Origin of the sequence: Paraburkholderia ferrariae NBRC 106233 (genome assembly GCF_000685035.1) — a bacterium.
In the GTDB taxonomy this organism is placed as follows: Bacteria; Pseudomonadota; Gammaproteobacteria; order Burkholderiales; family Burkholderiaceae; genus Paraburkholderia; species Paraburkholderia ferrariae.
In genome coordinates this window covers 163335-173959 of record NZ_BAYB01000023.1, presented here as the reverse complement: position 1 = coordinate 173959, position 10625 = coordinate 163335, and the positions used below count along the sequence as shown (strand labels likewise).

The following is a 10625-nucleotide window of genomic DNA, read 5'->3' as shown; positions in this document are numbered from 1 at the left end:
TGCCGATTCTAGCATGCGGCACCGTGCGAAGCCGTCTTCGCGGTGCGCATTCTGCCTTGTCCGTCAAGGCTTTGCGGGCGATCCGGCCCGCCCGCGGGGCGCCTCGCCGGGCGGGGTCGGAACCCCGCTGGAATCCTGCTGGAATCCGCGCAATCCGGCGACGCGAGCGCTTCAAAGATCGTCGAATCGGGCAAACGAGATCGGCGTGCCTTCCGCCGAAGGCGCGGGCGTGTCGGTCGAGCACGGTTCCTCGTCGAAGGCGATGTCGCCTTGCGGGTCCGCTTCGCCCGTCGCGCGCAGGCCCTTGAAGCCGAAGAGCGCGGCGTCCATCAGGTGCGAGGGCACCACGTTGCCGAGTGCGTTGAACATGTTGTCCACGCGGCCCGGGAAGCGCTTGTCCCATTCGCGGATCAGCGCCTTCATCTCCGCGCGCTTGAGGTTCGGCTGGCTGCCGCAGAGGTTGCACGGAATGATCGGGAATTCGCGCAGCTCCGCGTACTTCTCCAGATCCGTCTCCTTCACGTAGGCGAGCGGGCGGATCACGATGTTCTTGCCGTCGTCGGACTGGAGCTTGGGCGGCATGCCCTTGAGCTTGCCGCCGTAGAACAGGTTCAGGAGCAGCGTCTGCAGGATGTCGTCGCGATGGTGGCCGAGCGCGATCCTGGTCGCCCCGAGCTCGCCCGCCACGCGGTACAGGATGCCGCGGCGCAGGCGAGAACACAGCGAGCAGGTGGTCTTGCCCTCGGGCACGAGGCGCTTGACGATGCTGTAGGTGTCCTGGTTCTCGATGTGGTACGGCACGCCGATCTTGTCGAGGTACTCGGGCAGCACGTGCTCCGGAAAGCCCGGCTGCTTCTGGTCCAGGTTCACGGCCACGATCTCGAAGTTGATCGGCGCGCGCTCGCGCAGGCGCAGGAGGACGTCGAGCATCGCGTAGCTGTCCTTGCCGCCCGAGAGGCACACCATCACCTTGTCGCCTTCCTCGATCATGTTGTAGTCGCCGATCGCCTGGCCGACCTGACGCACGATGCGCTTGAAGAGCTTGTTGTTCTCGTAGGCTTCCTTCTGCTCGCGGCGCGTGAGCACGCGGCGGCCGGTGCCTTCGTCGTTCTGGGTGGCGTCCTGGATGGCGTCCTGGGCGTTCTCCTGCGAGGCGCGGTCCTCGGCGGCCAGCGTTTCGGGGGCGTTCATGAATCAGTCCTCTTTGATGCGAAAGACCTCGACGCCCACCGCGTCGCAGTCCGGATAAACGTCGGGCTTCTCGGTCGAGAGGCGCACCGCGCGCACGAGCGGGTGCGCGAGCAGGGCCGTCGCGAGGTCGTCGCACAGCGTTTCCTGCAGATGGATATGGCCCTGGCCCACGCGGGCGGCCACGGTGGCGCGCATGTAGTCGTAATCGACCACCTCGCGCAGCTTGTCTTCGCGCGGCGTGGTCTGCGCGAGCGGCACGTAGAGATCGACGTTGATCACCACGCGCTGTTCGCCGCGCTTTTCGAAGTCGTGCACGCCGATGTTGATATTCACTTCGTAGTTGCGCAGGAAGAGCCGACGGCAATCGGCGAGCCGGGGGTGCAGCAGGACGGCGGACATAGTCGTTCCAGTCGATAAAAAGCGTGCCGGGTCGAACCGCTTCGAACCCCTTCGGCACGTGCGCGGGCACAAGACGCCCGGCGGGTCATTCGGTATTCCGTGCGCCGGTTCCGGCGCGCGGCGCCTTCAGGCGCCCGTGAGAAACATCACGTCGCGCGACAGCGGCACGAGGTGCTGGCCGCCATCGACCACGAGCGTCGTGCCCGTCACGCCGGAAGCGCCCGCCAGATACAGGGCGGCCTCCACGAGATCGGCGGGCCGCGAGGCGTGGCCAAGCGGCGTCATTCTGTGCGCGGCGGCAAAGCCTTCCGGCGTCTGGTCGCCCGACTGCATCGTAAGGCCCGGCGCGAGCCCCACCACGCGCACCTTCGGCGCGAGCGCCTGGGCCAGCGCGACGGTGGCATTCGCAAGCGCGGCCTTCGTCAGCGTGTACGAGAGATAGTCCGGATTCATGTTGTACAGCTTCTGGTCGAGCACGTTGATGACGCAGGTGCGCAGCGACTCGTCGGTCGCGGCGGCCTCGGGCGTCGTCTCGTACAGCGCGCGCGCCAGCACGAGCGGCGCGCCCACGTTGATCGCCATGAGATGCAGCAGCTTCCCGTAGCCCACGTCCCGGCCGAAATCGCGCGCGGTGTCTTCCTCGAAGCGCGACGCGTTGTTCAGCACGCACACCGGGCGCCCCAGCGCCGCCGTGCAGGCGGGCACGAGCTGCGCGACCTGGGCCTCGTCGGCCAGATCCGCGGGTAGCGCCACCGCGCGGCGCCCCAGCGCCTCGATCTGCGCGACGACTTCGTCGGCCGCCGCGCGCGAATCGCCGAAATGCACCGCCACGTCCCAGCCGCGCGCCGCAAAACCCAGCGCCAGTGCGCGCCCGATCCGGCGCGCGCCGCCCGTCACCAGCACCACGCGCGCGCCGGCAGGGGCGCCCGAACAATCGGGGCCGGATGCGGGGGCGGCGTCAGTGGCGGCGGTTGCCGGGCGGATGCCGGAAGTAGCGCTCATTTACAATGCCGGGATGAATCCGAAAGCTCACGAACCCGATAGTTTACCTGTTCCCGGGCCGAACGCACTCGCGCAGTCCGAGGCGCTGGCCGCGACGCTGCGCGCCGAGATCGCCGCGGCCGGTGGCTGGCTGCCGTTCGACCGCTACATGGAGCGCGCGCTTTACGCGCCGGGGCTCGGCTACTACAGCGGCGGCTCGCGCAAATTCGGCCGCCTCGCCAGCGACGGCAGCGATTTCGTGACCGCGCCGGAAATGTCGCCGCTCTTCGCGGCCACGCTCGCACGCGCGCTCGCCGAAGCGCTTGCCGCGAGCGGAACGCGCGCGCTGATGGAGTTCGGCGCGGGCACGGGCAAGCTCGCGGCCGGCATTCTGCTCGCGCTCGATGCGCTCGGCGTGGCGCTCGACTCGTACGCGATCGTCGATCTGTCCGGCGAGCTGCGCGAGCGCCAGCGCGAAACCCTCGAAGCCAGGGCGCCCCGGCTCGCCTCGCGCGTGACGTGGCTCGACGCCCTGCCCGACCGGTTCGAAGGCGTGGTGATCGGCAACGAGGTGCTCGACGCCATGCCGGTGCGCCTCTTCGCGCGCAAGGACGCCGTGTGGCACGAGCGCGGCGTGAGCGTCGATGCGGCCGGCGCGTTCGCCTTCTCCGACCGCCCCGCCATGAGCGCGCTCGACGCGCACTGGCCCGAAGGCGTGCTCGCCGGCATCGAAGGCAGCGAGGACTACGTGACCGAGACGCACGAAGCGGCGCTCGCGTTCACGCGCACCGTCTGCACGATGCTCGCGCGCGGCGCGGCGTTCTTCATCGACTATGGATTCCCGCGCCACGAGTTCTATCACCCGCAGCGCGCACAGGGCACGCTCATGTGCCACTACCGCCATCGCGCGCACGGCGACCCGTTCGTCTGGCCGGGCCTGCAGGACATCACGGCGCACGTGGAATTCACCGGCATTGCCGAAGCGGGCGTGGAAGCCGGCGCCGACCTGCTCGGCTACACCTCGCAGGCGCGCTTTCTGATGAACGCCGGCATCACCGAGGTGCTCTCGGAAATCGATCCGCGCGACGTGGAGCGCTTCCTGCCGGCGGCGAATGCCGTGCAAAAGCTGGTTGCCGAATCGGAGATGGGCGAGCTCTTCAAGGTGATCGCGTTTTCGCGCGGCATCGGCGAAACGCTTGCGGCGTTCGCGCGCGGCGACCGCAGCCACACGCTCTAGACCCGCCATGAACTCGCCGAACGCATCGAACGCATCGAACGCGAAGCCCACACCATGATCCGCTGGTTCCTCACCACGTTCATCGCCGTTGCGATCCTGTCGAGCGCGCAGCCATGGCTGCGCAAGCTCGGCATCGGCCGGCTGCCCGGCGATATCACGCTGCGCCTCTTCGGCCGCGAGTACCCGCTGCCGTTCATGTCCACGCTCGTGCTTTCGATGGCGCTTTCGCTGATCGTGCGCGCGCTATGAGCGCGCAGACCGCACGCGCATAGCCGCGCGCTCACAGCCACCCGCTCACAGCCACCCGCTCACAGCCACATCAGGCCGCCGCGAGTGCGTCCTCCACCGCCTTCACGCGCGCGCGGTGCACGGCTTCCTTGATCTTCTCCGCCCCGCCGCCGCAGTCGCGCGCGATGGCGCCCGCATCCACGGCGCGGGCCGCAACGAGCGCCACGCGTAGCCGTTCGGCCTGCGGATACGGCGCCCGCTCCCAGCCGAGCCGGCCACGCAGGTCCGCTTCGCAGGCCTGCAGCGCCTCGGCAAAACGCGCGGGCTTGCGCAGCGCGTCGCAGCGCTCCAGCATGCGCACGAGCGCGGCACCGCCCATCTCCATCACGCGGTGCACGTTGCCGTGCTCGCGCGCGACGAGCATCGCCAGATCGCGGCATTCGTTGGGCACGCGCAGCCGCTCGCACAGCGGCTTGAGCAGATCGACGCTGCGCCCTTCGTGGCCGATATGGCGCGGCAGCACGTCCTCGGGCGTGGTCGCCTTGCCCAGGTCGTGCGTGAGCGCGGCGAAGCGCACCGGCAGTGCGTAACCCTGCGCCGCCGCGTGGTCGATCACCATCATCACGTGCACGCCGGTATCGATTTCCGGGTGATAGTCGGCGCGCTGCGGCACGCCGAAGAGGCTGTCCACTTCGGGCAGCACGCGCGCGAGCGCCCCGCACTCGCGCAGCACTTCGAACATGCGCGAAGGTTTGTCCTCCATGAGGCCGCGCGCCACTTCCTGCCACACGCGTTCGGGCACGAGCGCATCGGCCTCGCCTGCTTCGACCATGCGGCGCATCAGCGCCATCGTTTCGGGCGCAACGGTGAAGTCTGCGAAACGCGCGGCAAAGCGCGCCACGCGCAGGATGCGCACGGGGTCTTCGAGAAAGGCCCCGCTCACGTGGCGGAATACGCGCGCTTTCAGGTCGCCCGCGCCGTCGAACGGATCGATCACCGGGCCGCTCATCACGTCGCCGGGCAACACCTCGCGCGCCATCGCGTTGATCGTGAGATCGCGGCGCGCGAGATCCTCTTCGAGCGTCACGTCGGGCGCATAGAAGAACTGGAAGCCGTGATAGCCGGCGGCGGTCTTGCGCTCGGTGCGCGCGAGCGCGTATTCCTCGTTCGTCTGCGGATGCAGGAACACCGGAAAATCCTTGCCCACCGGACGATAGCCCTGCGCCGCCATCTGCTCGGGCGTCGCGCCCACCACCACGTAATCGCGGTCGCGCACGTCCAGCCCGAGCATTTCGTCGCGGATGGCACCGCCTACGACATAGATCTTCATTCGGGCAGTTCGTCGTCTGCGACCACGTGGGTTTCGCGCCGCCCCGCCGCGATCCACGCAGCCACCGCCGGCAGCGCGGTCACACGCCCGGCGTACGCGGCAGCTTCGGGCGAGAGCTTCGGCTGATAGCTGTTGAAGCGCATCACGACCGGCGCATACATCGCGTCGGCAATGCCGAATTCGCCGAACAGGAACGGGCCGCCGCTCGCGGCGAGGCACTCGCGCCAGAGCGTGTCGATGCGGGCGACGTCGGCCAGCACGTCCGGCGTGTTGCCGACGCCCGGGCGCGTGAGACGGATATTCATCGGCAACGCGTTGCGCAGCGCGCCGAAGCCCGAATGCATTTCGGCGCTGATGCTGCGTGCGCGGGCGCGCGCATTGGGCTCGCGCGGCCACAGCGCGTGCTGCGGATAGCGGTCGGCCAGCGTTTCGGCAATGGCGAGCGAATCCCACACGGCAAAGCCGTCGTCCGCCACGAGACACGGCACCTTGCCCGACGACGAGTATTCGAGAATCGCGGCCTTGGTGCCGGGCTCGTCGAGCTCGATCAGCACTTCTTCGAACGGAATGCCGAAATGCGTGAGCAGCAGCCACGGCCGCATCGACCACGACGAATAGTTCTTGTCTCCGATTACGAGTTTCATCACAGGCATCAGATTTAAGGGTGGAAGAGAAAGGCTAACGTCCCGCGCTCGCGCGGAAGAGATTCAGCCGCGAACGCTGCGACGCGTCGCCCAGGTACAGCGGCGCAATGGCTTCGATGCTCGCGGGCTCGATGCCGAGTTCCGGTGCGAGAGGCCCCGAAAGCACGTTATCGACCGACATCGAATCGAGATTGTCGCGCGTGAGCATGGGCTCGCCCGGCGCCAGCTCGAACGAAAGCGCCTGCATGCGCGCGAACGCCCCGGGCAGCCGCACGATGCGCGCGTGGCGGCCCAGCACTTCGCCGCAATACGCGAGCAACTGCTCGAGTGTATAGACGCTCGGGCCGCCGAGTTCGTAAGTGTGCCCGCTCGCGGCGTCGAGATCGAGCACGTTGACGATGGCCTTCGACAGATCGCCCACGTAGACGGGCTGGAACTTCGCGTCGGGCATGGCGAGCGGGATCACCGGGAAGAGCTTTTCGAGCAGTGCGAGGCGATTGAGGAAGGTGTCGTCGGGGCCGAACACCACCGAAGGACGGAAGATCGTGGTGGCGAGCGACGCCGAGGCGTGCACGGCCTTCTCGCCGTCGCCCTTCGAGCGCAGATACATGCTGGGCCCGTGCGGATCGGCACCCAGCGCGCTGATGTGGATGAGCCGGTGCACGCCCTTGCCTTCGCAGGCGGCCACGATCTTCGTGGGCAGTTCGACGTGGATCTTCGCGAAGCCGGGTCCGTAGGGATCGCCGCGGCCGCCATGGAGCGTGCCCGCGAGATTGATGACCGCGTCGGCGCCTTCGACGAAGGCCGCGAGCGCAACGGGATCGAAGACGTCGGTCTCGATCACGTCGATGGGCAGCAGGGTGAGATGGCGGGCGTTGTAGCGGCGCCGCGTGGCGATGCGCACGGTCTTGCCCGCTTCGACGAGCGCGTTGACGAGATGGCTGCCGATAAACCCCGAACCGCCGACGACGGCAATGGTTTGATGTCGCATCTCCGACCTCCCTTGTGCAGACCTCTTGCAAAGGCGGCGGCGCAACCGGAAACGGGACTCGGCCGGCCGGCGCGCGGGTGCCGCGCGGTGGTCACGCGGTGGTCACGCGGTTATGGCACGCTCGTCGCGCAGAGACCGCATGGCATGGCAGCCGGGCGCCGAGCCGAGCCGCCGGTGCCCGGCAACGGGCGCGGCGGCGCGGCACTCAAGGCGCGATATAACCGAGGCGCGCCTTCAGCGACTGCGGGCGGCCCTCGAACAGCGCCGCATAGTAGACCGTGTTCGACAACACATTCTTCACGTAGTCGCGGGTTTCCTGGAACGGAATGGTTTCCGCGAAAATGGCGCCCTCGACAGGCTGCTGCAACGTCTGCCGCCACGCGCGCGGGCGGCCCGGTCCGGCGTTGTAGCCCGCGGTGGCGAGCACGGCGGAGCCGTCGAACTGATTGTAGATCATCGACAGATAGTTGGTGCCGAGCAGGATATTCGTGTCGATGTCGTTGAGCTGGTCGCGCGAGAGCGGGCCGAGGCCGATCTTCCTCGCAACCATCTGCGCCGTGGCCGGCATGATCTGCATGAGGCCGCTCGCGCCCACGCCCGAGCGCGCGTTCATGATGAAGCGCGACTCCTGGCGGATCAGGCCGTAGGCCCATTCGACGTCGAGGCCGTTGGACTGCGCGTCGCGGTCCACGATGTCGCGGAACGGCGCGAGATAGCGCAACGAGAAGTCATGCTCGCTCACCGTGCGATCCGCCGTGTTGACGGTACGGTCGAGCAGATGGATGCGCTTCGCGTATTCGGCGGCCGCCAGCAGCTGACGGTCGGTCATGTTGCGCAGCGGCCAGTTCCACTCGCGGTTGCCTTCGAGCCGCAGATTCAGCGCGTAGAAACGCTGCGCGAGCGCGAAGCCCGGCGTTTGCGCCGCGGCGGCGACTTCGGCGTCGCTCACCGTGGTCTTCGGCGGAATCGTGATCTTCTGGCCCAGTTCTTCCAGCGCAAGCTGGCCGTAGAAGTTATAGCCCTGCGAAATCTGCGCGAACTCCTGGTTGGCGCCGTTCACGTCGCCGGCCTGCTTGAGCGCGCGTGCATGCCAGTAGACCCACGCGGGTTGCGCGCGCAGCGCGGCGGGCATCTGCTCGATCGACCAGCGCACCATGGTCCAGTCGCCGCCCAGCAGCGCGGCGCGCGTGCGCCACTCGTAAGCGGGATTGGAAAGCGGCGCGTTGACCGAGAGGCGATACCAGTCGAGCGCGCCCGGAATGCGCTTTTGCGCGGCCTGATAGCCGATCGTGCCCCACCCGATCGCGCGCTCGGGCGACGAAAGCGAAGGCGCAACCGCGGCAAAGGTGGCGGCGGCCATGGCGGGATCGTTGCGCGCCATCACCGTGACGGCGAGCAGGGCCAGTTGATGCGAGGCCGGATCGGGGCTCACGCCCCCCGCCAGCGTGATCGGCGGCGTGTTCACGGCTTGCGCGAACGCGGTCGCGTCGGGCTGGTTCGCGAGGCCGCCCAGCAGCTTGTAGCCCGTGCCCGTCTGATTCTGTTCGTAGGCGAGGCGAATCTGCTGCCATACGTCGTCGCTCGTGAACTGGCCTTTGATGGCCAGCGCCGTGACGAGGTCCACGCAGCCGTCGCCGTAGTAGCGCGGATCGGTGAGCAGCGCCCGCGCGTCGTTCGCCACGTTTTCGCCGTGCGCCGCGCGCGATTCGAGCGCGTAGCACTTCACCTGCGTGTCGTCGTTGAGCACGAAGCGCGGGTATTGCTGGTCGAAGTTCGCCCAGTCGTGGCGCGCGCCCAGCACGAGCAGATAGTCGTTGCGCAGGCGGTCGGCAATCGCCTCGCCGTCGTGACGCTGCAGGAACGAGAGGACCGGGGCGTCGGGCGCGTCGATGCGCGCATGGCCCTGCGAGTCGAACAACTGCGGCTTGATCTGGAAATACTCCAGATACGAAGGCGCCGGGTAGTCCGGAATCATCGCTGCCAGTTGCGCGGCGCGCGCCGGATCGTTGTTGCGCGCGGCTTCGCGAAGCTGGATGAAAGTCTGGTCGTCGGGAGAAAGGGGGGCGTCTGCGGAAAGCGCAACGGGGCGTACGGCGGACGCCGTGCTGCATGCGACGAGTGCCGCGGCGGCCAGCGCTAAACCGGCCGCGCGATATACTCGGACAAGGCGTTTGGACATCGTTATTTCTGGAGCACGAGGTGAACCCAAGCATAGCACGCAACCCCGGCGCCCAAGCCAAAAAGACATGGCGTGCAACCCTGCTTGCGACCCGTCTGGAAGCGGCTTCCGACGCCGCATTGAACGCCGCGCTGGCGGCGCGTTTGAGCCGGCTTGTCGAGCATCTGGCGGCGCGCGTTGCGGCGCCTTTCGCGCCGCGCTCGATCGGCTTTTACTGGCCGCTTTCCGGCGAGTTCGACGCGCGCGGCTGGGTCGCCGCCTGGCTGCGCGCCGATGCGTCGCGCAGCGCGGCGCTGCCGGTCATCGCCGGGCGCAACGCGCCGCTCGCCTTCCACCGCTGGACCCCCGACGCGCCCATGCGCGAAGGCCACCACGGCATCCCCGAACCGGCCTCGCAGGAACGCACGGTGCCCGACCTGCTGCTCGTGCCCTGCGTGGGATTCGACCCGGACGGCTACCGGCTGGGCTACGGCGGCGGCTATTACGACCGCACGCTCGCCGCGTGGCCGGGCGCGGCGCTGCCCGTCACCATCGGCATCGCCTATGAAGCGTGCCGGATCGAAACCGGCGCGCTCGAGCGCGAGGCGCACGACCTGCCGCTCGACGCCATCGTCACCGATTCCGCCACGCACCTTACCCCGCACCTCAATGCACACCTCGCCGAAAGGCTGCGCCCGCACGCAACGCCGCGCGCCTGAGGCGCCGGCGCCCCGGCCAAGCCAGAACGAGCGCCGCACCCAGCCTACAGCGAGGCCGCCGCGCGCGCGGCCGTGTCGTACAGGCCGGACGCATTGCGCATCAACTGCGCGGCCTCGCCGATCTGCACGTTGGTGAGCCCGCTCTCCTTGAGCGTGGCGATGAGGCAGCTCTCGCGCACGTCGCGATAGCGCAGGCACAGGTCGCGCCCCTCGGGCGTGACCGAGAAAAAGACCTCCTTGCCGGTCTTTTCGCTTTTTACATACCCTCTGGAAACGAGCTTCTTCAGCGCGTAGGTCGCCACGTGGGTATCTTCGATATTGAGCACGAAGCAGATGTCGGCCAGTTTCTTGCGGCGCTCGCGGTGCCCCACGTGATGCAGCAGCGACACCTCGACCGGCGTCATGTCCTTCACGCCCGCCGCGGACATGCAGCGCACCATCCAGCGATTGAAGGCATTGCTCGCCATGATGAGCGCGTACTCGAACTCGGAGAGCTCGGCGCTCGTCTCGGAAACGAGATGTTCGGACGAAACGATCTTGGTCGGCTGGCGCGACATGACAGGAATCCGTGGACGAAAAAGGTCGTGGCGAGAGTGTAGTGGCGCGCGCGGCCGCACGCGCCTGGCGAAAACGCTTATTGATAAATTGTAGATAATTTATCGACAATGTACGCTAGTGAGGAACGGCGTCCGGTCCGGCCGCTGCTCCTTGCCGTGCTGCGAGCCGTCACAGCGGTTTGCGGCGCGG

The 10625-nt window shown here is 68.0% G+C and carries 11 protein-coding genes; 3 read left to right on the top strand and 8 right to left on the bottom strand.

Annotated features, from left to right (window positions below):
* Positions 1–171 precede the first annotated feature (171 nt).
* The 3 genes from ttcA to BFE01S_RS23790 form a co-directional block, all read right to left on the bottom strand.
* Positions 172–1191 carry a tRNA 2-thiocytidine(32) synthetase TtcA gene (gene ttcA, locus BFE01S_RS23800; RefSeq protein WP_028227659.1) on the bottom strand — a complete coding sequence of 340 codons (1020 nt, stop codon included), beginning with the start codon at positions 1189–1191 and terminating at the stop codon, positions 172–174.
* Between the two features lie 3 nt (positions 1192–1194).
* A complete protein-coding gene (locus BFE01S_RS23795) occupies positions 1195–1590 on the bottom strand; it encodes a dihydroneopterin aldolase (RefSeq protein WP_028227658.1) in 396 nt (131 codons plus the stop codon).
* Positions 1591–1716: 126 nt separating this feature from the next.
* Complete coding sequence (locus tag BFE01S_RS23790) at positions 1717–2592, bottom strand: SDR family oxidoreductase (RefSeq protein WP_028227657.1); 876 nt, start codon at positions 2590–2592, stop codon at positions 1717–1719.
* A gap of 13 nt (positions 2593–2605) precedes the next feature.
* On the opposite strand from BFE01S_RS23790, the gene BFE01S_RS23785 reads away from it, so the two are divergent.
* Both BFE01S_RS23785 and BFE01S_RS23780 read left to right on the top strand, forming a co-directional pair.
* Positions 2606–3808, top strand: coding sequence for a class I SAM-dependent methyltransferase (locus BFE01S_RS23785; RefSeq protein WP_028227656.1), 1203 nt, complete (start codon positions 2606–2608; stop codon positions 3806–3808).
* A 54-nt stretch (positions 3809–3862) separates the two neighbouring features.
* Positions 3863–4057, top strand: coding sequence for a DUF2905 domain-containing protein (locus BFE01S_RS23780; protein WP_028227655.1), 195 nt, complete (start codon positions 3863–3865; stop codon positions 4055–4057).
* Between the two features lie 70 nt (positions 4058–4127).
* On the opposite strand, the gene BFE01S_RS23775 is transcribed toward BFE01S_RS23780, so the two are convergent.
* From BFE01S_RS23775 to BFE01S_RS23760, 4 genes are all read right to left on the bottom strand, one after another.
* A complete protein-coding gene (locus tag BFE01S_RS23775; protein ID WP_028227654.1) occupies positions 4128–5366 on the bottom strand; it encodes a multifunctional CCA addition/repair protein in 1239 nt (412 codons plus the stop codon).
* Entirely contained in the window at positions 5363–6010 is a 648-nt protein-coding gene (locus BFE01S_RS23770; protein ID WP_028227653.1) for a glutathione S-transferase family protein, read from the bottom strand. The genes BFE01S_RS23775 and BFE01S_RS23770 overlap by 4 nt, the downstream gene beginning before the upstream one ends.
* A gap of 34 nt (positions 6011–6044) precedes the next feature.
* Positions 6045–7001 carry a complex I NDUFA9 subunit family protein gene (locus BFE01S_RS23765; RefSeq protein WP_028227652.1) on the bottom strand — a complete coding sequence of 319 codons (957 nt, stop codon included), beginning with the start codon at positions 6999–7001 and terminating at the stop codon, positions 6045–6047.
* A gap of 205 nt (positions 7002–7206) precedes the next feature.
* A complete protein-coding gene (locus BFE01S_RS23760) occupies positions 7207–9180 on the bottom strand; it encodes a lytic transglycosylase domain-containing protein (RefSeq protein ID WP_028227651.1) in 1974 nt (657 codons plus the stop codon).
* 20 nt (positions 9181–9200) lie between these two features.
* Here BFE01S_RS23760 and BFE01S_RS39895 point away from each other — a divergent pair, with 20 nt between their 5' ends.
* On the top strand, positions 9201–9878 hold the full coding sequence (locus BFE01S_RS39895) for a 5-formyltetrahydrofolate cyclo-ligase (RefSeq protein ID WP_042338341.1): 678 nt from the start codon (positions 9201–9203) through the stop codon (positions 9876–9878).
* 44 nt (positions 9879–9922) lie between these two features.
* Here the strand turns inward: BFE01S_RS39895 and BFE01S_RS23750 are convergent, their stop codons facing one another.
* A complete protein-coding gene (locus BFE01S_RS23750; protein ID WP_028227650.1) occupies positions 9923–10435 on the bottom strand; it encodes a winged helix DNA-binding protein in 513 nt (170 codons plus the stop codon).
* Positions 10436–10625: the final 190 nt, after the last annotated feature.

Bases quoted from the DNA above. Each gene is read 5' to 3' on its own strand.
- ttcA (WP_028227659.1), bottom strand. From the start codon at position 1,191: ATGAACGCCCCCGAAACGCTGGCCGCCGAGGACCGCGCCTCGCAGGAG.
- BFE01S_RS23795 (WP_028227658.1), bottom strand. From the start codon at position 1,590: ATGTCCGCCGTCCTGCTGCACCCCCGGCTCGCCGATTGCCGTCGGCTC.
- BFE01S_RS23790 (WP_028227657.1), bottom strand. From the start codon at position 2,592: ATGAGCGCTACTTCCGGCATCCGCCCGGCAACCGCCGCCACTGACGCC.
- BFE01S_RS23785 (WP_028227656.1), top strand. From the start codon at position 2,606: ATGAATCCGAAAGCTCACGAACCCGATAGTTTACCTGTTCCCGGGCCG.
- BFE01S_RS23780 (WP_028227655.1), top strand. From the start codon at position 3,863: ATGATCCGCTGGTTCCTCACCACGTTCATCGCCGTTGCGATCCTGTCG.
- BFE01S_RS23775 (WP_028227654.1), bottom strand. From the start codon at position 5,366: ATGAAGATCTATGTCGTAGGCGGTGCCATCCGCGACGAAATGCTCGGG.
- BFE01S_RS23770 (WP_028227653.1), bottom strand. From the start codon at position 6,010: ATGAAACTCGTAATCGGAGACAAGAACTATTCGTCGTGGTCGATGCGG.
- BFE01S_RS23765 (WP_028227652.1), bottom strand. From the start codon at position 7,001: ATGCGACATCAAACCATTGCCGTCGTCGGCGGTTCGGGGTTTATCGGC.
- BFE01S_RS23760 (WP_028227651.1), bottom strand. From the start codon at position 9,180: ATGTCCAAACGCCTTGTCCGAGTATATCGCGCGGCCGGTTTAGCGCTG.
- BFE01S_RS23750 (WP_028227650.1), bottom strand. From the start codon at position 10,435: ATGTCGCGCCAGCCGACCAAGATCGTTTCGTCCGAACATCTCGTTTCC.